The sequence below is a fragment of the Kribbella sp. NPDC050241 genome, assembly GCF_044459685.1.
Taxonomy (GTDB): Bacteria; Actinomycetota; Actinomycetes; order Propionibacteriales; family Kribbellaceae; genus Kribbella.
Genome location: NZ_JBITJE010000016.1, coordinates 109,025 through 133,515 on the forward strand (window position 1 = coordinate 109,025; position 24,491 = coordinate 133,515).

25 protein-coding genes are annotated in these 24,491 nt (G+C 68.0%); 16 read left to right on the forward strand and 9 right to left on the reverse strand.

From position 1 onward, the window contains the following. Positions 1 to 158: 158 nt before the first annotated feature. The 4 genes from ACIBG5_RS40530 (at position 159) to ACIBG5_RS40545 (ending at position 3,510) form a co-directional block, all read left to right on the forward strand. Positions 159 to 359, forward strand: a complete 201-nt coding sequence (locus ACIBG5_RS40530; RefSeq protein WP_396397331.1) for a hypothetical protein — start codon at positions 159 to 161, stop codon at positions 357 to 359. 160 nt (positions 360 to 519) lie between these two features. Then, a complete protein-coding gene (locus ACIBG5_RS40535; RefSeq protein ID WP_131285495.1) occupies positions 520 to 807 on the forward strand; it encodes a WhiB family transcriptional regulator in 288 nt (95 codons plus the stop codon). Between the two features lie 978 nt (positions 808 to 1,785). Next, complete coding sequence (locus ACIBG5_RS40540; RefSeq protein WP_396397333.1) at positions 1,786 to 1,953, forward strand: hypothetical protein; 168 nt, start codon at positions 1,786 to 1,788, stop codon at positions 1,951 to 1,953. An 81-nt stretch (positions 1,954 to 2,034) separates the two neighbouring features. Beyond that, a complete protein-coding gene (locus tag ACIBG5_RS40545; protein WP_396397335.1) occupies positions 2,035 to 3,510 on the forward strand; it encodes an MFS transporter in 1,476 nt (491 codons plus the stop codon). A gap of 1 nt (position 3,511) precedes the next feature. Here the strand turns inward: ACIBG5_RS40545 and ACIBG5_RS40550 are convergent, their stop codons facing one another. Beyond that, positions 3,512 to 3,676 carry a hypothetical protein gene (locus ACIBG5_RS40550; protein ID WP_396397337.1) on the reverse strand — a complete coding sequence of 55 codons (165 nt, stop codon included), beginning with the start codon at positions 3,674 to 3,676 and terminating at the stop codon, positions 3,512 to 3,514. A 516-nt stretch (positions 3,677 to 4,192) separates the two neighbouring features. Here ACIBG5_RS40550 and ACIBG5_RS40555 point away from each other — a divergent pair. From ACIBG5_RS40555 to ACIBG5_RS40570, 4 genes are all read left to right on the forward strand, one after another. Further along, positions 4,193 to 5,449, forward strand: a complete 1,257-nt coding sequence (locus ACIBG5_RS40555; protein ID WP_396397338.1) for an ABC transporter substrate-binding protein — start codon at positions 4,193 to 4,195, stop codon at positions 5,447 to 5,449. Between the two features lie 162 nt (positions 5,450 to 5,611). Further along, entirely contained in the window at positions 5,612 to 6,433 is an 822-nt protein-coding gene (locus ACIBG5_RS40560) for a carbohydrate ABC transporter permease (protein ID WP_396397340.1), read from the forward strand. Then, complete coding sequence (locus ACIBG5_RS40565) at positions 6,423 to 7,271, forward strand: carbohydrate ABC transporter permease (protein ID WP_396397342.1); 849 nt, start codon at positions 6,423 to 6,425, stop codon at positions 7,269 to 7,271. Before ACIBG5_RS40560 ends, ACIBG5_RS40565 begins: the two co-directional genes overlap by 11 nt. 78 nt (positions 7,272 to 7,349) lie before the next feature. Then, on the forward strand, positions 7,350 to 8,231 hold the full coding sequence (locus ACIBG5_RS40570) for an NAD(P)-dependent oxidoreductase (RefSeq protein ID WP_396397344.1): 882 nt from the start codon (positions 7,350 to 7,352) through the stop codon (positions 8,229 to 8,231). Between the two features lie 122 nt (positions 8,232 to 8,353). Here ACIBG5_RS40570 and ACIBG5_RS40575 read toward each other — a convergent pair whose 3' ends face one another. The 8 genes from ACIBG5_RS40575 to ACIBG5_RS40610 form a co-directional block, all read right to left on the reverse strand. Next, positions 8,354 to 9,832 carry an aldehyde dehydrogenase family protein gene (locus ACIBG5_RS40575; protein WP_396397346.1) on the reverse strand — a complete coding sequence of 493 codons (1,479 nt, stop codon included), beginning with the start codon at positions 9,830 to 9,832 and terminating at the stop codon, positions 8,354 to 8,356. Positions 9,833 to 9,869: 37 nt separating this feature from the next. Further along, positions 9,870 to 10,310 (reverse strand): hypothetical protein, encoded by a 441-nt coding sequence (locus tag ACIBG5_RS40580; protein ID WP_396397348.1) that lies wholly within the window; start codon positions 10,308 to 10,310, stop codon positions 9,870 to 9,872. Continuing rightward, on the reverse strand, positions 10,307 to 11,902 hold the full coding sequence (locus ACIBG5_RS40585) for a GMC family oxidoreductase (protein WP_396397350.1): 1,596 nt from the start codon (positions 11,900 to 11,902) through the stop codon (positions 10,307 to 10,309). The genes ACIBG5_RS40580 and ACIBG5_RS40585 overlap by 4 nt, the downstream gene beginning before the upstream one ends. Before the next feature lie 33 nt (positions 11,903 to 11,935). Next, positions 11,936 to 12,841: an ABC transporter permease gene (locus ACIBG5_RS40590; protein WP_396397352.1), complete on the reverse strand. Its 906-nt coding sequence runs from the start codon at positions 12,839 to 12,841 to the stop codon at positions 11,936 to 11,938. Then, entirely contained in the window at positions 12,838 to 13,944 is a 1,107-nt protein-coding gene (locus tag ACIBG5_RS40595) for an ABC transporter permease (protein ID WP_396397353.1), read from the reverse strand. The genes ACIBG5_RS40590 and ACIBG5_RS40595 overlap by 4 nt, the downstream gene beginning before the upstream one ends. Continuing rightward, a complete protein-coding gene (locus tag ACIBG5_RS40600; protein WP_396397355.1) occupies positions 13,941 to 15,500 on the reverse strand; it encodes an ATP-binding cassette domain-containing protein in 1,560 nt (519 codons plus the stop codon). The genes ACIBG5_RS40595 and ACIBG5_RS40600 overlap by 4 nt, the downstream gene beginning before the upstream one ends. A 3-nt stretch (positions 15,501 to 15,503) precedes the next feature. Next, entirely contained in the window at positions 15,504 to 16,553 is a 1,050-nt protein-coding gene (locus ACIBG5_RS40605; protein WP_396397356.1) for a BMP family ABC transporter substrate-binding protein, read from the reverse strand. Positions 16,554 to 16,796: 243 nt separating this feature from the next. Further along, a complete protein-coding gene (locus ACIBG5_RS40610; RefSeq protein WP_396397358.1) occupies positions 16,797 to 18,338 on the reverse strand; it encodes a PLP-dependent aminotransferase family protein in 1,542 nt (513 codons plus the stop codon). 59 nt (positions 18,339 to 18,397) lie between these two features. On the opposite strand from ACIBG5_RS40610, the gene ACIBG5_RS40615 reads away from it, so the two are divergent. From ACIBG5_RS40615 to ACIBG5_RS40650, 8 genes are all read left to right on the forward strand, one after another. Further along, a complete protein-coding gene (locus ACIBG5_RS40615; protein ID WP_396397359.1) occupies positions 18,398 to 19,603 on the forward strand; it encodes a Tm-1-like ATP-binding domain-containing protein in 1,206 nt (401 codons plus the stop codon). Between the two features lie 245 nt (positions 19,604 to 19,848). Next, positions 19,849 to 20,736, forward strand: a complete 888-nt coding sequence (locus ACIBG5_RS40620; RefSeq protein WP_396397360.1) for a phosphoenolpyruvate hydrolase family protein — start codon at positions 19,849 to 19,851, stop codon at positions 20,734 to 20,736. Next, positions 20,736 to 21,104, forward strand: coding sequence for a cupin domain-containing protein (locus ACIBG5_RS40625; protein WP_396397362.1), 369 nt, complete (start codon positions 20,736 to 20,738; stop codon positions 21,102 to 21,104). The genes ACIBG5_RS40620 and ACIBG5_RS40625 overlap by 1 nt, the downstream gene beginning before the upstream one ends. After that, positions 21,101 to 22,492 (forward strand): MmgE/PrpD family protein, encoded by a 1,392-nt coding sequence (locus ACIBG5_RS40630; RefSeq protein ID WP_396397364.1) that lies wholly within the window; start codon positions 21,101 to 21,103, stop codon positions 22,490 to 22,492. Before ACIBG5_RS40625 ends, ACIBG5_RS40630 begins: the two co-directional genes overlap by 4 nt. After that, positions 22,492 to 23,175 (forward strand): MmgE/PrpD family protein, encoded by a 684-nt coding sequence (locus ACIBG5_RS40635; RefSeq protein ID WP_396397366.1) that lies wholly within the window; start codon positions 22,492 to 22,494, stop codon positions 23,173 to 23,175. The genes ACIBG5_RS40630 and ACIBG5_RS40635 overlap by 1 nt, the downstream gene beginning before the upstream one ends. Then, positions 23,172 to 23,825: a cysteine hydrolase family protein gene (locus ACIBG5_RS40640; protein ID WP_396397368.1), complete on the forward strand. Its 654-nt coding sequence runs from the start codon at positions 23,172 to 23,174 to the stop codon at positions 23,823 to 23,825. The genes ACIBG5_RS40635 and ACIBG5_RS40640 overlap by 4 nt, the downstream gene beginning before the upstream one ends. An 18-nt stretch (positions 23,826 to 23,843) precedes the next feature. Next, complete coding sequence (locus ACIBG5_RS40645; protein ID WP_396397370.1) at positions 23,844 to 24,146, forward strand: NIPSNAP family protein; 303 nt, start codon at positions 23,844 to 23,846, stop codon at positions 24,144 to 24,146. A gap of 20 nt (positions 24,147 to 24,166) precedes the next feature. Continuing rightward, positions 24,167 to 24,490: a Dabb family protein gene (locus ACIBG5_RS40650; RefSeq protein WP_396397372.1), complete on the forward strand. Its 324-nt coding sequence runs from the start codon at positions 24,167 to 24,169 to the stop codon at positions 24,488 to 24,490. The last annotated feature ends 1 nt before the right edge of the window (position 24,491 follow it).

Consider the following 24,491-nt stretch of genomic DNA (forward strand, 5'->3'; position numbering starts at 1 on the left):
TCCGGCCAACTTCGCGAACTGGCGATAAATAGTTTGCGGGCTCCGATGGGGACGGCGTACTGTTCTTTCTGCGGTCGAAGCCTGGCCGAAAACTTCAAACAACCATAGCGATCGAGCTAACCGCCCGCTTCGCCACAACGAGAGGAGGTGCCCTGGAAATGATCACGATCAACATCGTCAAGAAGCCGTTCAGCGACGCTGTAGCGCTGCCGTGCGCCCAGATCCTGGGTGCCTTCCCGCGCACGCATCTCGCGGCCGTTGTGCTCATGGCTTCCGGCGCTGCCCAGATCCGGGGCGGAGCTGTCGGCGATGCGAAGTACGGCGGTTCGGGTTCTCGAGCATGGAGTCCACCGGTCTGACAGACGTCAGCCCGGCACCTCCAAGGCCGCGGAACCCGAAAAGGGTCCCGCGGCCTTTCTGTTTGATCAGCCAGTGTTTGTCCACAGATTTGGTGGCCTTCGACCGGAGGTCGTCACCGACGACAAGAGATCAGCATCAAGTCACTGGGAGGTGACCGGAATGAGCGTGAGCTTCCTCGATGTCTTCACCGAGGTGGCAACGTCGCAGGACCTGCCCTGTCGGTCCTACGCGCCAGAACTCTTCTTCGCCGAATCGCCGGCGGACGTCGAGTACGCAAAGTCGCTGTGCACCACCTGCCCGCTGAAGGCCGAGTGCCTGGCCGGAGCGCTCGAGCGTTCCGAGCCGTGGGGAGTGTGGGGCGGCGAACTGTTCGTCCAGGGAGTGGTGGTTCCGCGCAAGCGGCCCCGTGGGCGTCCCCGCAAGAGTGACACCGTAACCGCAGCCTGACGAACCAACCGGAATCGAGAAACCGAGCCATGACGACACAGACTTCACGCAGGAGAATGGAAATGCATCTAATGAACGAAGATCTTGCTCGTGCTCATTGTCGATCTACATTGACCGACGCAGAGCAGAACCGGCGCTTCCACCTTGCTCGTCAGATCGAGCGAGCCGAGAAGCGGGCCGAGCGGGCCGCCCGGCGAGCTGAGAGGGCCAGCGCACGCGCGCGCCTCGCACTCGCCCGGCTGGTCTGACCACCAGAAAGAACACATCGCCCGCGGGCCGGTCCGAAAGGGAGGACCGGCCGGCAGGCACCCAAGCCTGACCAGCTGAATCACCGAGGGGCGGCATCCACCGGATGCCGCCCCTCGGCCACGCCCGCCCCTCGGCCACGCCCGCCCCTCGGCCACGCCCCGCCCCGCCGCCGCGCCCCGCCGTCTCTGGCCCGGACCGCCAGCACTACACAACTGGGTTCTGCCGGCAGGTTCCACGCTCAGCGCGCGGCGTCGCCAGCGGTTGTGTAGTGCTGGCGGTCCGCCGCCGCTCCTCGCGCGCCCGCACTCGCCGCTCCTCGCGCGCCCGCGTTCGCCGCTCCTCGGCCACGCCGGCGCTGTCGCTTCTCCCGCTCGCCGCACCCGCGTACCCGGACCGCCAGCACTCATCAACTGCGCCGGGCCGGCAGGCTCCACGCTCAGGTGGGGTCTCTCGGTGGCGGTTGTGTAGTGCTGGCGGTCCGCCGCCGCTCCTCGCCCACGCGGCCGCTCGCCGTTCCTCGGCCTCGCCGTGCTGAACTCGGGCAGCGGATCGCCAGCACTCATCAACCGCTTACCGCCACCGGCTTCCACGCTCAGCGGATGGCGTTGGGTGGTGGTTGTGTAGTGCTGGGGGTCCGCAGCTCCTGGAGTACGGGCCGGTGCGTGCCTCTTCCTCGGGGTGGAGGTGGGGCCGAGGGGGCGTCGTCCTGGGAAGGTGCAGACTGAGCGCATGGTGAGAGTGAGTTGTGCGTTGTGTGGTCAGCAGGCGGAGTCGGAGGACGTGCCGCTGACCTGGATGACCTCGGTGGAGGACGGTCGCAAGCTGGTGTACTGCGACCGGTGCGCCCGGGAGAACGTCCGCAGCATCGAGGGGAAGCTGGACATCGTCTACTGGTGAAAAAGTTCTGAACCGGATGTCGAATCCGGCCTGATCCGCCCGACGCAGGGGTGAAAGCACTCCAGCGGAAGGAACCGGATCATGACCCTCACCGAGAGCGCGTCAGCGACGACCAGCCGGCGGCAGTGGATCGGCCTGGGAGTTCTGTCGCTCGCGACGCTACTGGTGTCACTGGACCTGTTCGTCATGCTGCTGGCCGTGCCTGCGGTGACCGAGGCGCTGGGCGCCACGAGCAGCCAGCAGCTGTGGATCCTGGACGTGTACGGGTTCATGGTCGCCGGCCTGATGATCACGATGGGCAACATCGGCGACCGGATCGGCCGCCGCCGGCTGCTGCTCGCGTCCGCCGCGCTGTTCGGTGTCGCCTCGGTGGCAGCGGCGTACTCGACGAGCCCGGAGATGCTGATCGTGACCCGCGCGGTACTCGGTATCGCGGGTGCGGCGATCGCTCCATGCACGCTGTCGCTGATCAGCACCCTGTTCCCGAACGCGCAGCAGCGGGCCAAGGCACTAGGGATCTGGGCCGGCTGCTTCACTGTCGGCGCTGTGATCGGCCCGATCGTCGGCGGCGTCCTGCTGAACCACTTCTGGTGGGGCTCGGCGTTCCTGATCGGCGTACCGGCGATGGCGGTGCTGGTCGCGGTCGGGCCGTTCCTGCTGCCGGAGTACCGCGACGAGAAGGCGGGCCGGATCGATCTCCCGAGCGTGCTGCTGTCGCTGGCCGCGATCCTGCCGGCGATCCACGGCCTGAAGCAGCTCGCCGCCCACGGCCCAAGCGCGATGGCGGCCGGCGCGCTGGTGGCCGGCGGAGTCTTCGGCTGGATCTTCGTACGACGCCAGCAGCGGCTGGCCGACCCGCTGGTCGACGTACACCTGTTCACCCGGAAGACCTTCACGGTCACGCTCGGCAGCATGTTGTGCTTCTCGATGCTGTCCGGGGGCGTGATGGTGTTCGTCGCGCAGTACTTCCAGCTGGTTCAGGGCATGACGCCGCTGGCCGCCGGGGTCGCGCTGGTCCCGGGCATGGTCACCACGACCGTCGCCTTTCAGGTGGCGCCGCGGCTGGCGCAGCGGATCCGCCCGGGCGTGCTGATCCCGGCCGGCATCGCCTTCACGGTGGTCGGAATGGCCGTGATGACCCAGGCGACGTCGACCGCCGTCCTGGTCATCGCCTTCGCGGTCCAGTGCGTCGGCCCCGCTCCGCTGGTCACGCTGGGCACGAACCTGGTGATCGGCTCGGTCCCGCCGGAGAAGGCCGGATCCGCCGGCGCGCTGACGCAGACCGGCAACGAGTTCGGCTACGCGCTGGGCATCGCGATCCTGGGCAGCGTGGTCACCGCGGCGTACCGGAGCCAGATGAACGGCCGCGGCGGCAACTCATTGGCCGAGGCGATCGCTCAGGGCGTGCCTGGCGACGTACTGGCCCAGGCGCAGGACGCGTTCACCGGAGGACTGCACCTGGCCGCCGGCATCACCGCTGTGGTCCTGACCCTGGTCGCCACCGCGCTGGCGATCACCCTGCGGTCGGTGCCGGTCCTGGGCCACGACGAGCACTGAGTCAGTCGTCGGTGAAGCCGGGGAGAAGCTCCTCCAGGACGGCGCGGAACGGGGCTTTCGCCTCGAGCTGGGACAGGACAGCCATGCCGCCGATCCAGACCCGGTGGATGAGCGGGTACGACGGCGGCATGTTCAGCCGGAGGGCCAGCGCCGCGTCGATCTCCATCCGCGGCTTGATGAAGCCGACCGACGGCCAGCGGCTGGCCGTCAGCCAGCCGCGTACAGCCCGGCGTGTGTCGCCGCGGTCGCCCGGAAGACGTGATGCGTCGCGTCCATGATCCCGGCGCCCCGTTGGGGAGCGGATCCGGTGCGCTCCGCTGGGATCTTGATCGAGAGCTCGAGGCCAGCAATCGTCTGCCTTGTGGTCAGGCCCAGGGGCCAGATGTACTGATCGGATCAGTACGGTCTGATGCGCCGATTGTGCTGATAGTGTCCAGAATATTCTCTTGACAACTGTGCAATGAGCGCATGACAATCAACCGGACGGACGATCAACCTGAGGTCAACTCGGTGGTCTTGTCCCCGAACGCTTGGCCCCCAAGAACCGGCCGGCTGACTGCCGGCCTTGATCTGAGCGGCGGTGTTTCCGATGAGTCGGCGATCCAATAACTGCGATACAGGAGCAGGCGCGAACACACGGTGGCGCCGCCGACGCAGATCCGCGCTCTGGGCCAGGATGACCGTGCTGCTGACAGCGGGTGCTCTGGTCACCGGTTGCGTGGTCGACTCGGATACCTCGGCCAGTTCCGATTCCGGTGGCGGCGACTCCGTGGTCGACTTCCCGAACTGGGTCTGGGGTTCGCAGGACAACGCGCCGTACTGGAAGGCGTTGAAGGCCGAGTTCGAGGCGGAGAACGCCGGAATCCGGCTCACCGACGAGGTAGTTCCCGGCGGTGAGTACCAGGACAAAATGTTCACCTTGCTGTCTGCAGGCAGTCCACCGGACCTCGTCACGCCCTTCGATCCGCAGATGCGCGCCTGGGCCGACGCCGGACTGCTGGAACCCCTCGATCCCTGGCTGACGAAGGCGGGCTACAACCTCGAGAGCTTCGTGCCGGCGAACCAGATCGCGAAGGGCTCGGACGGCAAGATCTACGGCGTCATCTACGTCTCCAACCCGCGGGTGTTGTTCGTCAACCGCAAGTTGCTGGAACGCAACGGCCTGAAGGCACCGACGACCCCGGCCGAGGTGCTGGCGATGGCGCGCAAGCTCCGCGACAAGTCGGCCCAACAATTCGGGTTCGCGACCATGTCCGCCTCGGCCGCCGCCTTCCCGACCTACGGTGAGCTCGTCCCGATCGTGAAGAGCTTCGGCGGAGACTTCGTGTCGGACGGCAAGGCCACGGCGAACAGCGCCGAGACGGTCAAGGCGCTCGAGTTCATCGAGAACCTGCTGGGCGAGGGCTTGATCCCGGCGGGGCAGACCGAGACCGACTATCGCGAGGGCTTCGCCCAGGGCAAGATCGCGAGCATCGTCTGCGGCGCCTTCGTGATGGCGACGGTGAAGGCGAAGAACCCGAAGGCGTTCGCCGACTTCGACGCCGTGCCGATGCCCTTCGGGTCCGAGCGGACGACGGCCGCCAACGGTTTCTTCGCGATCCCGAAGAAGGCCAAGGACAAGGATGCGGCCGCCAAGGTGATCCTCAAAGCCCTCGAGGACAAGTGGCAGAAGAACTTGGTGGAGATGTCGTGGCAGGTTCCGGCCCGTCCGGGCATGGTCAGCAAGGACTTCCTCGCGAAGCACTCCTGGTTCCAGACCATGGTCGACGCCGTCCCGCATGCTGAGTCGCTGGCTCCGGTCGGACACGAGAAGGTCGCCCCGCAGATCCAGGACAGCGTGACGAAGCACTACCAGCAGATGTTGCTCACCGACTCCACTCCGGCGGACTCGGCCCTTGCCCTGCAGCAGGACCTGACCAAGATTCTCGACGGGTCCTGACCGGTGCCTCGCACGGCAGATCGCACGAAAGGCGAGGCCATGCAGTCCCTTCAGCAAGACCGGCTCGATGCTCCCGAGGTGCCTGCCGGCAGACAGGCACCCGGCGGCCAGAACCGGCTCCCGCGACACCAAGATCCTCGGCGGACCAGACAAGCCGTCATCATGTTCCTGCTGCCGACCGTCCTGGCGATGACGCTGCTGTTCCTCTGGCCGCTGTGGCAGGCCGGTGGACTGAGCTTCACCCGCCGCGGCGTGGCCGGCTTCACGCTGGCCAACTACACCGACCTGCTCACCGACTCGCGGTTCCACCGCTCGGCGTTCATCTCCATCCAGTACACGATCGCCGTCGTTGCCGGAAGCATCGCCGCGGGAATGGGCACTGCTCTCCTGCTCAACCGCAAAGTCCGCGGCATCTCTGTACTGCGCTCACTGTTCATCATGCCGTGGGCGATGCCGTTCGTCGCCACCGCGCTGATCTGGCGCTGGATGCTGGACTCGCAGTACGGCGTCCTGACCTATGCGCTCACGTTCTTCGGTATCGACCAGGTCGCGAACCCGTTCAGTTCGGGGTCGGCACTCGTGACGGTGTCGGTGATCGAGATCTGGAAGACCTTTCCGCTCGCGGCCATCATGATGCTGGCCGGGATGCAGGCGATCCAGAAGGAACTGTACGAATCGGCAGCCATCGACGGTGCCGGACCGCTGCGCCGTTTCCGGCACGTCACGCTGCCCGGTCTGCGCCACACCACCAGTGCGGTCACCCTCCTGCTGACGCTGTGGATCTTCGGCCGCGCGTTCATCGTGATCTTCCTGACCACGGGGGGCGGCCCGGGCGGCGCTACCGAGACGCTGGTGCTGCTGACCTATCTGGAGGGCTTCAACCAGTTCGACCTGCACGGTGCGGCCGCGGTCGGCATGGTCACCTTGGCGATCTCGATCCTGCTGACGATCATCTACCGGAAGGTGGCCAAAGATGACGCGTAGACCGGATGGAGTCCGGATCGCGAGGCTGGGATCGGGGTTGCTCACCGGCGCCACCTGGCTGCTCGCCCTGGCCGTGATCTTCCCGTTCCTGTGGATGCTGATCCAGGCCGTCCAACCGGACTCCCTGCGCTTCAACTATCCACCGATCATCGATCCGTCGCAGTTCACCACGGCCGGGTTCGAGAAGGCCGGCCGCGACGGCGAGATTCTGATCTGGTTGCGGAACTCCGGTGTGGTGGCGTTGACCAGCACCGCGATCTCGTTGCTGCTCGGGGCCGGCGCAGCCTATGCGATCGCGCGTTTCCGCTCCCGCGCGGTGACCGCGTCGACGATGCTGATCCTGTCCAGCCAGATGGTTCCACCGGTGGTCCTGATGGTTCCGCTGTTCACGATCGTCAACGCGCTCGGCCTGTTCGACACGCTGGTCGCGGTGGTGCTGGGCAACGTCGCGTTCACCCTGCCGGTGGTGACCTGGATGCTGTCGGCCAGCTTCCGCACCGTGCCTGCGGAGTTGGAGGAGGCCGCAATGGTCGACGGCTGCGGTTGGCTCGGGGTCCTGCGGCGGATCACCCTCCCGGTCGCCCTTCCCGGGGTCGCCGCGGCTGCTGCTTTCTCCTTCAACTGGGCGTGGCAGGAGTTCCTGTTCGCCCGGATCGTGGTCTCCCGGAGCGAGAACTGGGTCGGTGGGATCGGGCTCGCCTCGTTCTTCGGGATGTTCGACACCCCGTGGGACGTGGTGATGGCGGCCACCGTCATCTTCACGGTGCCGCCGGTCGTCTTCTTCCTGATCGCCCAGCGACGGTTCGTGGACAGCGTCGGAGGCGCGGTGAAGGGATGAGCCCGGCGCGCAACCGGACCAGCGAGCAAGCGCCCAGATCGGCGAGCAGGCGACGAGACCGGACCAGCGAGGAGTGAGATGGTGCAGCAGACCTACGGAGTGATCGGGCTCGGGGCGATGGGTGCCGGAATTGCGATCAATCTGGCCAGAGCCGGGTACGACGTGGCGGCCTACGACCCGGTCGAGGCCGCCTGCCGGAAGGCTGCCGACAGTGGCGTCCGGATCGTCGGCGATCCCGGCGTGGTGGCGTCCGAATCGACAGCGGGCCTGATCAGCGTCGTTCGGACAGCGCAGCAGAACGAGGAGGTGCTGACCGGACCGGCTGGTGTCCTGGAGAAGGCTCCGGCCGGCTTGCCGGTGATCGTCGCCAGCACGATCGCCCCTTCGGTGATGCGGGACCTGGCCGGACGGTTGATCGAGGGCGGGCTCCGACCGGTCGGTGCCGCGCTCAGTGGTGGCCCGTGGGGCGCTGACGCCGGGACCCTGACCTTCATGGTGGCCGGTGAACCGTCGACGGTGGCCGAGGTCCGGCCCCTGTTCGAGGCCGCCGGCTCCAAGACCGTGGTGGTATCGGAGCGGCCGGAGATCGCCCAGGCGGCGAAGTTGTCGGTCCAGCTGATTTACGGCGTCAACATGATGGGTGTCTTCGAAGCTCTCAGACTCGGCTCGGCGTTCGGGATCGACCACGGGGATCTCCAGGACATCTTGTGCCACTCGGTCGCGGACAGCTGGATCGCCCGGAACTGGGATCACGTCCGCGAGTGGTGGGAGGGCGACGGCAACGGGCTGGACATCCTGCTGAAAGACCTGCGGGCGGTGCTCAGCGAGGCCGACGCCGCGTCCCTGTCGCTGCCGACCACCGCGCTCTCGTTCGATCTGATGCGCGCGGTGTGGCCGGCTTTCGGAAGCTCCCTGCCACCCCAGGCGGGCCCGGCCGCCGATCCGGTCGCCTGGGCCTGACCCCCAACCGCGGCCCTGCCGGCGGAACCACGAACACCGCGCTGCCCCGGAGTTACCGGGGGAGCGCGGTGTTCGGCTGTCTGCAGCCTGGCGCCGTCAGCTCGCCGGTGGTGCGGTGCGCCCTACCGACGCTCGGTGCGAAACTGCACGGTGCGGTACTCGGTGAACTCGTTGAACCCCTCCGGCCCGGCCTCACGACCGAACCCGGAGCCCTTGATCCCCCCGAACGGAATCGCCGGCGACCCGTCGCTGCACGTGTTGACCCAGACCGTGCCGGCCTCGAGCCGGTTGGACAGGGTGAATGCCCGCTCGAGATCGCGTGTCCACAACGAATGCGCCAGCCCGTACGGCGTGTTGTTCGCGAGGGCGATCGCCTCGTCCGCGTCATCGAACGTGGTCACGCTCAGGACCGGGCCGAAGACCTCCTCCTGGAAGAGGGGAGACCCGGCATCGACCGCACCGACGACCGTCGGCTGGTAGAACGCCCCGCCGTCCAGCTGCTCCTCGGCCGGAGCGCCTCCACCGAGCAGCACCTCACCACCGGCTGCGATGCCCGCGTCGACCAGCCGGACGACCTTGTCCAGATGGCCTGGATGGATCAAGGCACCCAGATCGGCCCGAGGATCCTCAGGCAGTCCGACCTTGAGCTTGCCGACCCTCTCGATCACCGCGGCGACCAGGTCGTTCGCCACCCGGCGGTCGACCAGCAGCCGGGAGCTCGCGACACAGGACTCGCCCTGGTTGGCGAAAGCTCCGAAGACCACACCGTCGGCTGCCGCGTCCAGATCGGCGTCCGCGAGGACCACGTTGGCTGTCTTGCCACCGAGTTCGACGCCGACCCGGGTCACGCTGTCCGCTGCCGCCTTGAGTACCGAACGGCCCGTGGCAGTGGAGCCGGTGAACGACACGTACCTGACCAGCGGGTGTTCGACCAGGGCGGACCCGACCACCGGACCGGTACCGGTCACGACGTTGACCAGCCCGGGTGGAAAGCCGGCGGCGTCCACCAAGCGAGCCAGCTCGAGGGCAGAGCTGGAGGTGAATTCCGACGGCTTGACGACCACCGCGCAGCCGGCCGCGAGCGCGTACGGCAACTTCTGGAGGGCGATCAGCGCGGGGAAGTTCCACGGCAGGATGAGACCGGCCACGCCGACCGGCCGGCGGTCGGCGATCACGGAGTACCCGGGACTGATGCCGGTGAAGGATTCTCCTCGCAGGGTTCTGGCGATCGCAGCGGCCTGCTTCACGTGGGCCACGCCCTGCTGCAGGTCGCCGAGGGCGAAGCGGTACGGCTTGCCGACTTCCTGCGCGTCGAGCCAAGCCAGCTTCTCCTGGTGTTCTGCAACCAAGGCAGCGAGCTGGTCGAGGAGCTCGGCCCGGGCCATCGCCGGCGTGCGCTGCCACTGCGTCGATCCGAAGGCTCCATGTGCCGCGCAGACTGCGGCGTCGACGTCGTCGGCCGATCCGTCGGCGTACTCGGCGACCAGGACGCCGGTGGCCGGCGCGTGGCGTTGCAGGGGTGGCCCGGTCAACGACCGGCCCGCTACATGATGGCCGAAGGTCCTCGGGGTGGCGGGGTCGGCTTCGATGGTGTGAGTCATGGTGGGTGTACCTGCTTTCGTAGGGTGTCGGATCGCTTCAGTCGAAGGCTTCGAAGGCCGACCTGGGTGCGTCCGGAGGGAGCCGGTAGATCGGTCCGCGCTCGATCACTCCATCCAGCAGACCGTCGTCGACCGCTCGCAGAACATCGTCGGAGTTCACCGGCTTCGCCTCTTCGTAGCGGTATCCCAGCGCAGCGGTGACGTCGGTGGACATCAGGTAGCCGCCGGCAACGATGACGCTGACGGAGTTGTAGACAGCGGGTTCCTGCTGGAGTGCGAGGAGGGCCTCGGCGGGCGCCAGGCCCGAGATGAGTTCCATCGCCCGCTCGAGATCCGGCTGCAGATCGGGCCGGACCTTGAGCACGTTGTTCAGCAGTTCGTCGTGCAGGCCGACCGAGGAGGCAGCCGGCAGTCCGTCGCCACCGGGAATCAGGTGATCGACCAGTGCGCGCCACTCACCGTTCGCGGCCGCGCTCATGCCGGCACCCGAACGTCTGCGCGGTGCGCGATCAGATGCCGGATCGAGCGCAAGGCGGCCGCCGCGATCGTCGCGGTCGGATTGACGCCGGAGGCGGTCGGGAAGGTGCTGCCGTCGATCACGAAGAGGTTCTCGACGTCATGGCACTGGCCCCACTGATCGACCACGGAGCTGGCCGGGTCGTCACCCATCACAGTCGTGCCGAGCAGGTGCCAACCGGTGCCCCGCAGGTGGCTGTTGACGATCGTCTCGCGGGCGCCCATCACGGCGAGCACCTCACTGATCCGGGCCAGGTTCCACGCCATCATCGCGGTGGAATTGGCGGAGATGCGGTAGCTGATGCCGACCCCCGGTACGCCGCGGGCGTCGGTGTCGGCCGAGATCGTGACCCTGTTGCCGGGATCGGGGAGATCCTCACAGATGACTCCCCAGAAGGCGGCTCGCCCGAACCGTTCACGCAGTGCGGAGGTGAACCGCGGTCCCCACACCGGCTCGTCGCCCCAGACGCCCGGCAGCATCGCGGTCAGCGGCCCGCCGGCCGGCATCAGCTCCCACTTGGCGCCACGGACGAACCCGCGGGACAGGTCGGTCTCGTAGAACTGCAGCGAGTGCAGGTACTGCCCGAACGGACCCCGCCAGGACTCCATGTCCTCGTCGAACAAGCCGATGGCGTTGCCGAACGGATGCATCATCAACCGGCGACCGACCAGGTCCGTGCTGTTGGCGATCCCGGAGCCGTCGGCGGAGTTCAGCAGGATCCGCGGTGTGCCGAGCGCGTTCGCGGCCAGGATCACCACGTTCGCCCGGAGCTGGTGGTGGGTGCCGCTCTCGTCCACGTAGACGACCCCGCCGGCCCGTCCGCGGTCGGTGAGTACCTGCTCGACCGTGACACCGGTTCGCAGATCGACGCCTGCGGCCACCAGTGCGCGCCAGTGGGTCCGGTCCGCCGAGCCCTTGGCGCCGGTCGGGCAGCCGAACGGACAGGCCGTCCGCTGGCCACAGACGTGCAGCGGCCCGTAGTCCCTGGTGGCGATGGCGTTGGTACCAGGCCACCAGTGCCAGCCGAGCTCGTGCATCGCTTCGGCTCCGCGGCGACCCACTTTGTTCAGTGGTACGGGCGGTAATGGCGGATCCTCCGCCGCGGGGAACGAGGTGTCGCCGCCGAAGCCGCTGATGCCGAACTGCTGCTCGATCTCGGTGTAGTAGGGCTCGAGATCCCAGTAGCTGTACGGCCAGTCGTCACCGACCCCGTCCATCATCCGGGTCCGGAAGTCGGCGGGCACGAAGCGTTCCCAGTGGGCCGCGTAGATCACGCTGGCGCCGCCGACCCCGGCGTACATCAAGGCGCTGATGTCGGAGTCGCGGTCGTCGACCGGGTAGTCGCCGAAGCCCTGACGGACGTTCGGGTCCCAGTTCCAGTGCTTGCGGGCTCCGAGTTCGAAGTCGGCATGGCCGGAGCGGGCCAGGGCGTAGTCGGGCCAGGTGCCCTGCTCGAGGCAGACGACCCGATACCCGTGGTCGGTGAATTCCTTGGCCGCCACCGCGCCGGCCGGGCCCGCGCCGACGATGACGACGTCGATCGTCTCTGCCATCTGATGACCTCCATGGTGGGGAGTTCGTCGTACTCAGGTCAGGTCGTCGGCGTTCGTCGGTGGGCCGACTCCGCGACGCCGGTTGATCACTGCGGCGGCTGCCATCGCGCCGATCGTGCACAGGTACGGCAGCATCTGGATGAACTGCACCGGCACGACACCGTGCAGACCCAGCTGAGACCGGACGCCGAGTCCATCAGCCAGGCCGAAGAACACGGAGGCGGCCGCGACGCCGGCCGGCGACACTCCCCCGAGCAGCACGGCGATGAAGGCGAGATAGCCGCGCCCCTGGGTCATGTTCTCGGAGAAGCTCTGCACGTTGGCCAGGGCCAGTTCCGTGCCGGCCAGCGCACAGCAGACGCCGGCCACACACAGCGCGACGAGCCGGGTGAGCACCACGTTCACGCCGGCGCTGCGGGCGGCGAACTCGTCGACACCACAGACCGACAGGCGCAGGCCCCATCGGGTCCGGGTCAGGATCAGCACCGCCGCGACCGTGAGCGCGACGGCGACGTAGGTCAGCACCGTCACCTTGCCGAGTGGTGCGAGGGGACCGTTCGTGAGATCGAGCGGCCGGGGCAGCGCGGCGTCGGTGTGGATGGCCGCCTGCGATCCGAAGATGGTGACGAGCGCGAACGTCGTACCGGCGGCCGCAGTCATCGAGATCGCGAGCCCGACGATGATCGCGTTGGCCTTGAGTTTGCTGATCAACAGCCAGAACACGACCGAGATGACCAGGTTGACGCCGATGGCGATCAGCAGGGCCAGGGCCAGGGATCCGGTCCGCACTGTCACCGCGACGACGGTGAAGGCACCGCACAACATCAGGCCTTCGAGACCGAGGTGCAGTACGCCGCTTCGCTGGGCGATCAGGCCGCCGAGCGCGGCCAGCCAGATCGGCGTCGCAGCCTGGAGGCAGAGAACCAGGAGATCCATCATCGCGTCACCACCTCCCGGTGCTGCGCGACCAGCCGATCCGGTACGTCGCTCGCACCGTCGGTGGATGGTGCTCGCCTCCTGCGCTGCCGGCGTCGCACCACGGGGACGGCTGTCACGGTGATCAGAAGTGCGATCGCGCCGCTGAGGAGATCGATTCCGCTCTGGGGCAGGTCGGTGACCACCGGAAGATACAGGGAGGCCGCCCGCAGCGCGCCGAAGAACACTGCGGCCAGGAGAACGCCGAACGCTCCGAGACCACCGACCAGGGCAACGACCACGGCCATGAATCCCACCTGGGGGGAGAACCCGGCCCGCAGACTCCCGGCCGGTCCGAAGGCCTCGACCGCACCGGCCAGACCTGCGCAGCCGCCGCTGAAGGCGAACACCAGCAGCCCGACGCCGGTCGAGTTGATGCCCTGCCACCGCGCCATCACCGGGTTGCGGCCGACCAGTGAAATCTCCAGGCCGGTGCGGGTCGAGTTGACCAGGATCGCGGTGACTGCGACCGCGCCCGCACAGATCACGAAGATCGACAGGGATGTCCCGGTGGAGCTGCTGATCCGATAGCCGGCGTCGATGCTCTCGGTGGTGGCGGCCTGACCGGTGCCGGCCCTGCTCTTCAGCGGACCGGATGTGGCCCACTGCAACAACAGGACGGCGACGAAGTTGAGCATCAGACTGGTCACGACCTCGTCGGCGCCCAGCAGCAGGCGCAGCAGGCCCGCTGCCAGTGACCACACCGCACCGGCCAGGACAGCCGCGACGAAGGCCAGCGGTACGACGAGGACCGGGGCCCGGCCGTCTCCCCACAGACCGACGACGAGGCTCGCCATCGCACCGACGTACATCTGTCCTTGGGCGCCGACATTGAAGTAGCCGGCCTTGAAGGCGACGGCGATGCCCAGCCCCATCAGGAGAAGCGGCACCGTCCACCGCAAGGTCTGCTCGGCAGCAGGCAGGCTGGTCACGCTGCCGGCGAGAACTCCGTCGACGACGGCGGTGACGCTGTAGCCGAGCAGACCGTAGATGAGCAGGACCAGAGCGATCGCCATGACGACCACGCTGAGCGGCCGAAGGGCGCCGCGGACCCGGCCCGCGATCATGACGGCTCTCCGGCCGTCATCGCCCAGCCGATGGCCGCGCGATCGAAAGGTGCACTGAACACGCCCGTCTGCCTGCCGCCGCACAGGACGACGATCCGATGACTGAGCAGGAAGAGTTCATCCAGGTCGGCCGACACCAGCAGCATCGCCGTACCGCTGCCGGTCGCTGCCACCATCGCGCTCCGGACGGCCGAGGCGGCCCCGAGGTCGAGGCCCCTGGTCGGATGGGCGGCCACGATGAATCGGACGCCTTCGTTGAGTTCGCGAGCCAGGATGAGCTTCTGGACGTTGCCTCCGGACAGATCGCCGGCCGGCTGCTGCTCGCTGCGGTACCGCACGTTCCACCGATCCAGGTCGTTGCGGCACTGTTGGCGTTGGCGTCTTCGTGCCAGCCACCAACGGTCGGTCGACCTCCGCAGGACTGCATGGTTCTCCCACAGCGACCCGGACCGGCTGACGCCTTCGACGTTGCGGTCGAACGGGATCGCCCGCAGTCCCAGGGACCGGCGTCTGCGGACCGAGGCGCTGGTGACGTCCACCCCGTCGAGCCACAGTTGTCCGTCGTCCAGTGGAGCAACGCCGATGAGTGCCTCGACCAGGCTCCGCTGGCCGTTGCCTTCCACCCCGGCGATGCCGACGATCTCACCGGCGGCGATCTGCAGTTCAGGAAGGTCGATCGCGGCGTCGTGCCCGCTGGTCCGGCTCGCCAGCCCGGTCGCACGCAGTACGACGGGAGCGTCTGCCGGCGGGGTAGCGACCTTCTGGGGATCGGGTGTCGCCTGTCCCACGATGAGCTCGGCCAGCTCTTGGCGGGAGACCTCACCGGGATCGGTCGGTGGCAGTACCAGCTTGCCGTCGCGCAGCACCGTGACGGTGTCCGCGATCTCGTACACCTCGCTGAGCTTGTGCAGCACCAGCACGAGGCAGATGCCACTGTCGGCCAGCTCCCGAACCCGGTGGAACAAGGCGGTGATACCGGGTGGTGGCAGCACTGCCGTCGGTTCGTCGAGGATCAGCACCCGGGGTTCGGACACGAGTGCCCGGGTGATCTCCAGCGCCTGGACCGATTCGACCGGAAGTGAGCCGATCTTGGTGTCCGGGTCGACGTCGACCCCGGTCCGCGCCAGAGCTTCGGCGGCCCGGGCTCTCAGGGCACGGCGGCTGAAAAGCTTCGCGGCTCCTGGGGCGGAGCTGAACAGTTCGAGGGCCTGAGCGACGGTGAAGGCTCGCGGCAGTGAGAAGTGCTGATGGACCAACTCGACGCCGCGCTGCCGGGCACCCGAGACGCTGCCCCAGGGCAGGTCGGCGTTGTCCACCCGTACCCTCCCCGCGACCGGTTCCTGCAGACCACCCAGTACGCGGGCCAGCGTCGTCTTGCCCGCGCCGTTCTGGCCGACGACTACGTTGACCGCTCCGCCCCGCCAGCTCGCCGAGACGCCGTCGAGGGCCGAGAACGAGCCGAACCGGACGGCCAGGTCCTCACAGTCGAGCGTGGCGGTTGCCTCGGACCGGGGAGGTGCCCCGGCCGGCCCGTGCCGGGCGTCGAGGATGCTCATGGCTCAGAATCCGGTGGTGTCGAAGGGCACCTTGATCGACTTGTCGACGATGCCCTGACGCGCCTTCTCCACCGCAGTCCAGGCCGTCGGGAGCTTGGCCGCAGGACCCTCGGCGCTGGTGTCGCGGAAAAGCTTCGCCTTGTTGAGCGCGGTGCCGTCGTTGCTCAGATCCGCGACCAGGTGGCCCGGTTTCCAGGTCCCGCCTTGGATCTCGGACAGTTGCTGGTAGACCGTGACGTCGTAGTTCTGGGCCGCGGTGCCGACCACCACGTCCGCGCCGTCCTTGCTCTCCAGCGTGTCGGTGACGACGAGTCCGCCGCCCTGTCTCGCGGCCTTGACCACGCCAACGGACGAGCCGCCGCCGTACGAGAGCATGACGTCGGCGCCGCGCGCCAGGAGCGTCTGTGCGACCTGCTGGCCCTTCACCGGATCGGACCAGCTGCCGACCACCGCTCCCAGCACCTGGACGGCCGGATCGGTGGCCCGGACCCCGGCGACGAACGCGTGGTAGTCGGCATTCACCTGAGGTGAGGCATCCCCGCCGACGAAACCCACCTTGGACCTGCCAGTGGTTGTGGCGGCGAGGACACCGGCCAGAAAGCCGGGCGCACCTGTGTCGTAGCTGATGGTCCGGACGTTGCTGAGCTCCGGTGTGCGCGGATCCGCGTACAGGTGGATCCATTGAGTGTCGGGGAATTCTGGTGCCACCGCGGTGAGCGCCTCGGTGAATCCGGTGTAGGCGACGATCACGACGTCCTGTTTCGCCTGGCCGAGGTTGCGCAGCGTCGACTCGTACGTCGACGTGTCGGTCGCCTCGATGTGCCGGGTCTCGAGCCCGAACTCGGCCTTGGCGCGCTCGAGGCCGGCGAGCATCTGATCGGTCGGACCTCCGTCGCCGGCCCGTTCGGGAGTCACCAGAGCGACCGATCGTCGGTTCGACGACGCTTCCTGGCCGGCGGCCTGGCCGCATGAGGCCACAAGCGCCGCGGCGGACAGTCCTGCCAGCAGCGCGACGAGAACACGTCCGCTCCGCAGTTGATGGTTACCGAACATCACACACCTCGCTTCTCGGGAGTGCGTGACCTCACCTGAGCGATCCCAGAACGGCTGGGCGACGGCGGATCACTGCGATCAGCGTAGGGAACGGCGATCAGATCGTCTACCTATTGTTCGGGATTTATTCCGTGATTGCCTGTGATCAATCTGATCACAGGCGTGCGAGTGGTGGCCGGGACGCAGCTCGCCCCTGATCCGAGGTGGCGATCAGGGGCGAGGGAAATGGTGCCGACGGAGGGGTCAGGGGGTCAGCACCATTTCGCTGCGGCTGGGGAGCTGCCGCAGTGCATCGGCCAGTGCCTGCGCCACCCCGGCCGTGACCTCCACCGGAGCGACGCCGGCGTTGAGCCGGATCGACGTGTCGTGTCCTGGTCCGACGTAGAAGGGATCGGCCCCGGCCAGCAGGAAGCCTGCCCGGGCAGTCTCGGCGACCAGTTCGCCCGCGTGTCCACCGGCGGGCAGCGAGAACCACAGGTGCAGACCGTCCGCACCGATGGTGGGGGAGATGGCACCGCCGGTACGTTCCTGGATCAGTGCGCCCAGCGAACTGCGTCGCGCCGCGTACGTGCTGCGTGCCAGATTCAGGGCCTGATCCGTTTCGGGATCGGCCAACAGTGCTGCCAGGGCGCGCTGGGCAGTCCGTGGTGTCCAGCCGTCCGCGAAGGATTTGGCCAGGCTCAGCCGATTGCGGACGTCGTCGTCCGCCACCGCGGCAGCCAGTCGCAGGTCAGGCGCCAGGCACTTCGAGAAGCTGCGCACATAGATCACCCGAGCGCGCAGCCGTGGATCGTTGCGGAGACTGCCGGGCTTCGAGGTGGATGCTTCGGCGAAGTGGTCGTCCTCGACGATCCAGACGTCCGGATAGGCGGCCAGTACCTCGGCGAGCTGGTCCTTGCGCTCGGTCGTCCAGCTCGACCCGGTCGGACTCTGAGCCCTCGGGGTGAACAAGGCCAGCCGGGCGCCGCCTGCCAGCGCTGCCTCGAGCCCTTCCGGGCGGACGCCTTCGTCGTCGAGCGGCATTCCGACCAGGTGCAGCCCGCCGCGCTCGAAGGTGTCCATCGCGGTCTGGTAACCGGGCTCTTCCACTGCGGCGATGACAGGTCCTGTGCCGGTCCGGTCCGAGTGCAGCAGTTCGACCACGAGCGCGAGTAGCTGCTGGGTCGAGCTGGTGATGAGGATTTCGCCCGGGTCGGCGGTCACCCCGTCGGCCTCCAGCCGGGGAAGCAGTTGCTCCACCAGAGTGGGGTCGGTTTCCACCCGCATCGGATACTGCAACTCGGCGACGGTCAGGTTGTCTGCCGCGGTCCGCCAGGCGCGGCGCAGCGCCGTGGTGGGGAGCAGTTCGGGATCCGGGCCGCCGCGCATCAGGTCGACCGCCTCGGGAAAGGCCAGCCGGAGTCGCGTCTCGGCGCCGGCCAGCGCCCGGCGCCGCCAGGCCGTCGACGCGGGCACGAGGAGACTGCTGCCGGCCGGGATGGTGAGCGGCTGCCGATCGTTCGTCACGGCAGGTGTCCCGGCCGGATGACTGACGAAAGTCCCGCGTCCGACCTCGCCGACAGCCAGGCCGTCGGCTCGCAGGCGGTTGTAGGCACTCACCACGGTGGTGGCGCTGATCTCCAGCAGTTCCGCCAGTTCCCGCACTGTCGGCAGGCGGTGGCCGTCAGCGAGTTCACCGCTGCGGATGGCGTCGCTGAGCACGTTGGCGATCCGCTCGTAGAGGGGCCGACCATCCTCCGCGACTTTGCGGATCTGGCGTGCGCGCTCCCAGACATCAATAGACATGGGAATATTCTATGAACAAATGGCGCATTACGCCATTGCGGCGGAGCGGAGGAGTGAGTATGAGCCTACCGACTGTACTTCTGGCCGGAGCCCTGGACACCAAGAGTGAGGAATATCGACTCGCCTGTGACCTGGCCGCGGCACGCGGACTGCGGCCCCTGCTGGTGGATGTGAGCGTCCTGGGTCAGTCGCCTGTCGCCGCGGACATCACGCCGCAGGCAGTCTGTGAAGCGGCCGGGGTGACACTCCGGGCGGTGCGTGAGGCGGCGGACCGCTCGGCCAGCCTTGAGCTGATGTCGAGAGGGCTGGCCCGGATCGTGGCTGATCTGCACACCCGGGGAGCGATCCAAGGTGTCTTCGCGATGGGGGGCTCCGGGGCCCTGACCGTCGCGGCGCCGGCCTTCCGGGCGCTGCCTCTCGGAGTGCCGAAAGTCATCCTGACCACCATGGCCGCCAGCGACCTGTCGTCCGTGATCGGACCGAGCGATCTGCTGGTGATGCCCGCAGTGGTGGACCTGGCCGGGGTGAACCGGGTCAATCGCTTCCAGATCGACCGCGCGGTGGCCACCGTAGCGGCCATGATCGGAGTGCCCGCTGAGCTGGACGGAGCAACACCTGCCGTCGGGCTCACCATGCTCGGGGTCACCACCATCGGGGTGACCGGTGCCGCGCGGCGGCTCACGGACGCGGGCTGCGAGGCGCTCACCTTCCACGCCAACGGCGCCGGTGGCAGGGTTCTGGAGGCTCTTGCCGGGAGCGGCTGGTTGCGCGGCGTACTGGACCTGACCACCGGTGAGATCGCAAGTGGTCTGCTTGGCGGGACGAATGCTGCCGGGCCCGAGCGGTTGACCGTCGCCGGAGCCCAGGCGATCCCTCAGGTGATTTCGGTGGGTGGCTGCGATCTGGTCATCTTCGGTGGACCGGATGCCGTGCCTGGGCAGTACAGGCAGCGCACTTTGTACCAGCACGGGGCGACTGCGACCCTGATGCGGACCTCGGTCGAGGAATGCGCCCTGATCGGCGCCGAGATCGCGCGCAGGCTGGCCGCGGCCCGCGGATCGGTGACGGTGTTGCTGCCGACCGACGGGGTGTCCGCGCTCTCCGAGAGGGGCGGGCCGTTCGAGGATGCAGCAGCAGACGAGGCGCTGGTCGCGAGTCTGCGCAGCGGTCTGGCTGCTCGTGCGACCAGCGAGGTCGTCTCCGGGGCGCTGAACACGCACGCGTTCGGCGAGCGGGCCGCGGACCTTCTGATCGCCGCACTCTGATCCCTGTGATGATCGCGATAGAAGAATGTTTCCAGATCAATCCCTTTACAATATGTGCAGGCAAGCATTAGTGTGCGGTGTGCCGGGGGAGAGCGGTGAGTGCCCGGCGGCCGAGTCGGGCTGACGGTCGGCGATCCAGATCTCCGCCGCGATCGTGGCGCAGTTCGAACGGCTCCGTGTTCACAGGTTGCGTGCCGTCACCGAGGTTGCTGGCGGACGCGGATCAGACCTCTGGAGGAATTGACATGGCTGGCAGACAACCGGTCCCCGATCGCCAACAACTGGTGAGAAGGTTCGAGGAGAGCAGAGCCCGCGGGATTCCACTGATCGGCGCCGGAGCAGGCACGGGGCTGTCCGCCAAGTGCGCCGAGGTGGCAGGCGTCGATTTCATCGTGATCTACAACGCCGGCCGCTTCCGGATGGCCGGACGCGGCTCGATGGCGGGCATGATGCCGTACGGCAACGCCAACGACATCGTGGTCGAGATGGCCGCCGAGGTGCTTCCGGTGGTGAGTACCACCCCGGTGCTGGCCGGCGTGTGTGCGACCGATCCGTTCAAGAACATCCCCTTGTTTCTCGAGCAGTTGAAGCTGATGGGATTCGCGGGGGTGCAGAACTTCCCCACGGTGTCCCTGCTCGACGGCGATACCCGGATCAACCTCGAAGAGACCGGTTACGGGTTCGACAAAGAGGTGGAAATGGTCGCCACCGCCCGTGAGCTCGGGCTGCTGACCGCCACCTATGTGCGGACCACCGACGAAGCCCGGCAGATGACCGCCGCGGGTGCGGATGTCGTCGTCGCCCACGTCGGACTGACGTCGGCCGGTCTGCTCGGTGCCAAGACAGGGCTGAGCCTGGCTGACGCCGCCGAACGGGTGCAGCAGATCCGTGACGCTTGCGCCGCCGAGCGGCCTGACGTCCTGGTCGTCTGCCACGGTGGTCCGATCGCGACCCCGGACGATGCCCAGCAGGTGCTGCAGCAGACCGAGGGAGTCGCCGGTTTCCTGGGGGCATCGAGCATGGAGCGGATCCCGGTCGAGGACGCCATGGTGGACACGATGCGCCGCTTCAAGTCGATCAAGCTCGGCGAGCGGGATGCCGTCGTCGGTGAGTTCCGGACAGGAGAACAGTGATGCGGCGGCTGACTCAGCAGGAAATGATCGAGGACCCGACTCCGGTGCCCGAGCTCGAGCGGTTCACCGGCGCCGCCTTCAGCTGTGTGGTCAACAGCGGTGTCGCCTCCAAGGCGACGAGCGCGCTGATCCGGTTGCCGGACGGTTCCCGTGGTCACTGGCACCGGCACTCCGAGGGACAGTTGGTCCATGTGGTCAGTGGTCGCGGGTACGTCGGCCGGCGCAACGAGGAGCCGTTGGCGATCGACGAAGGCGACACGATCTGGATCGAGCCGGACGAGGAGCACTGGCACGGCTCGGCCGAGGGCGTGGAACTGGCGCAGCTCGCGGTGTCGTTCGGCGCGATCACCTGGCTCGAACCGTCATGACGACGCTCGCGTCCAGGGTCGGGCAGGACGTGTGGTGGCTCGACTTCGCCGAGCGCATCCGCGGGGCGTTCGACGCCCCACTACCTGCGCCGGTCCGTCACGAGGCGCTCCGATCGTTGGTGAACGTGCTCGGCGTCGGGCTGGGTGCCAGCCGGTCCGAGGAAGTCGGGCGGCTGGTGCGGCTGGCCCTCACCCGGCCACCCGGATCGGTGCCCGTGATCGGCCGGACCGCGCGGGTCGACGCCTACCAGGCAGCCCTGATCGCGGGATTCGCCGCGCACCTGGACGACTTCGACGACACCCATCTGGCCACGGTGATCCACCCGGGTGCCAGCTGCCTCGGGGCCGTGTGGGGCGTGGCGGGACAGAGCGACGTACAGGACCGCGACATTCTCCGGGCGTTCGCGATTGGCTGTGAAGCGCAGTTGCGCCTCGGGATGGCAGTCACCCCTGGCCACTACCAGAGGGGTTGGCACATCACCGGTACGTGCGGAGTGGTCGGCGCAGCGGTGACCAGTGCGTTGCTGATGGACGCGTCGGTCGAACAGCTGGCCGTCTCCATCCGCCTCGCGGCCGCACAGACCCTCGGTCACCGGGAAGCGTTCGGCACCGAGCTGAAGCCGCTGCATGCAGGCAAGGCCGCTGCGAACGGCCTCGTCGCCGCGTCGACGGCCAAGCGCTGGCTCGAGGAGGACAGCGGGCTCGCCGCTGAAGGTGAGCGCAGCATGTTGCCGTTGCTGCGAACGCTGTCCGCCGAGAACGATCCTGACCGGCTGCTGACCGGATTCGGTGAGCACTGGGAGCTGCTGTCCAACACCTACAAGCCATATCCGTGCGGGATCGTCGCGCATCCAGGGATCGATGCGGCGATCGAGGCATCCGGGCAGCACGGGGTCCGGCCGGACGAGATCGAGCGGATCGATTACCAGTGTCATCCCCTGGTGCCGGACCTGATGGGCAACCTGGATCCGCAGACGGGTCTGCAGGCCAGGTTCTCGGCCGTCCACGGCGTCGCGGTCGGACTGCTCGCCGGAACGGCCGGTCTGGCGCAATTCGCGGACGAGGCCGCCCGATCCGACGAGGTTCGTAGCCTTCGGCAACGAATTGTGCTGGCGCCACGGCCGGAGGTGAATCGCGACCAGGCGACTCTGCGCATCGTGCTGCGATCGGGACGCGAGGTGGTTTCGGCCGTCGGTGCCGCGCGGGGAAGTCTGACCCGCCCGCTGTCGGACGAGGAACTGGTCGCGAAGATCGATCAACTGGTGGCCCCATTGGGGTCGGTCGACGGAATCGACCTCTGGAACTTGGTGGACGGCTTGGAACGCGGCTCGCGGTGGCGCGACCTCGTCGTCTCGGTAGCTGGTCGGACCCAGGGGAGTGAAGCTTGATGAGGGGTTCGACCTGGCAGCTCGCCGAGTTCGCCCTGGCCGAGGTCCACCTGCCGGACGGCGTCGCCGCCGGGATCAGCAAGCTGCTCGACCAGGCGGCTGACGAGCTCGGTCCACCCCACGTGCAGTGGGAGCCTTTACCGCTGGACGAGACCGGGATCTGGCAGCGGGACCTGTCGGCAGACACCCAGGTCGAGGCGATGCTGATCGTGTCCGGAACCGCTCAGGCGGCCCAGGCCCTGGTCGACGACCGCGGCCTGCTGACGGCGGCGGCGATCGGTGTGGAGGCCGGTCTCCGGCTCCGGACCGTGCTGGCGGAACAGCTCGCGAAGGAGGGCTGGGATCCAGCCGGTGTCTCGATCACCTGTGGTGTCGCGCTGGCGGTCAGCCGGTTGCTGGAGGCAACAGTCGACCAAGCCGCCCGCGCCCTGAGCATCGCGTCCACGCAGGCCGCCGGTCTGCTGCACGAAGGTGGAACCAGAGTCGCCGGCTTCCAGTGGACGCGTGCCCTCGCGAACGGCATCGAGGCTGCCGAACTGGCCTGCGCCGGCTTCACCGCGCCGGTGACCGGTATCGAGGGTTCGCGCGGGCTGGCCGCCCTGCAGGCACCGGGCGTGGAGGTCACGCCGATCTGTGCCGGGCTCGGCCAGATCTGGCTGCTCGACGAACTGGTCGCCTCATGATCACGGCGCCCCGGACGCTCGCCGACAGGGTGCGGCCGGAATCGACCGCGCTCGTGCTCATCGACATGTCCAACGACTTCGTCCATCCCGACGGCAAGACAGCTCGCCTCGGTGGCCGCGACGTGAGTGCTGCGTGGACCGCCGTACCGGCTATGCAACGGTTGCATGCTGCGGCCCGCGCTGCCGGGGTCACGGTCGTGCATGTTCAGCACACCACCTTGCCGGGCGGCGCGAGCGACTCCGGTCCCTGGGTCGATGCGCGCCGGCGTGCGACGTACTCGGCGCCGGACATCTGTCTGGACGGGACGTGGGGGCAGGAGATCATCCCCGAACTCCGGCCGGCCGACGGTGACCTCACCGTGAAGAAGTACCGGTACGGCGGATTCACCGGGACGAATCTCGAGCTCGTGCTGCGCAGTACCGCGACGACGAACGTCATCTGTTGCGGGGTCTCGACCAACGTCTGCGTCGAGACGACGGCGCGCGAGGCGTTCAGCCGGGAGTTCTTCGTCGTCATCCCCGCCGATGCGTGCGCGTCCTGGGACATGCGCCTGCACGAAGCCACGCTCGAGTCGGCTCGGCACCGCTACGCCGTCGTCACCACCACCGAGGAGATCCTGACCGCGTGGTCGGGAGTCCAGCCTTCCTGAAGGATCGGAGATCGACCGATGATCGCAGAACTCAGGTACTACACCATCGCCCCCGGCCGGACCGAGGATCTGTTCACCCAGTTCCGCGAGGTCAGCCTGCCGCTGTTCGAACGGCACGGGATCTCGGCGCACGGACCCTGGCTGCGCACCCTGCACAAAGGGGAACAGCTCGTCTACATCCTCGAGTTCGAGGACGAGGGCGACAAGGAACGGCGGTGGACCGCCTTTCGCAACGATCCCGACTGGGTCGCGGTGCAACGCGCTGGTGCCGGCCAGCCGCCGCTGGTGGCCGGAATCGACAGCGTCGCGCTCGAGCGCTGATCGCGGACAGGGAGATCCGAATGGGCGTCTTTCATCTGGTGATGGCGCGCGCCAGGCAGGAGCGGGAGGTCCAGGTCGCGCAGGTGCTCTCCTCGCTGGCGACCTTCGCGGATTCGTTGCCGGCCGTACGGGCGAGCTCCGGGCCGGACATCAGCAAGGAAGGATTCCAGCAGGGGTACACGCACGCGCTGGTGATCGAGTTCGGCGACGAGGCCGGGCGCGACGCCTACCTGCGGCACCCCGACCATGAAGAGCTCGCGGGAGTGCTGGTGACGGTGACCGAGCAGTGTTTGGTGCTCGCGATCGAGTCCGGCCAGGGTCTCGTGCCCGACGGGATCGGCTGAG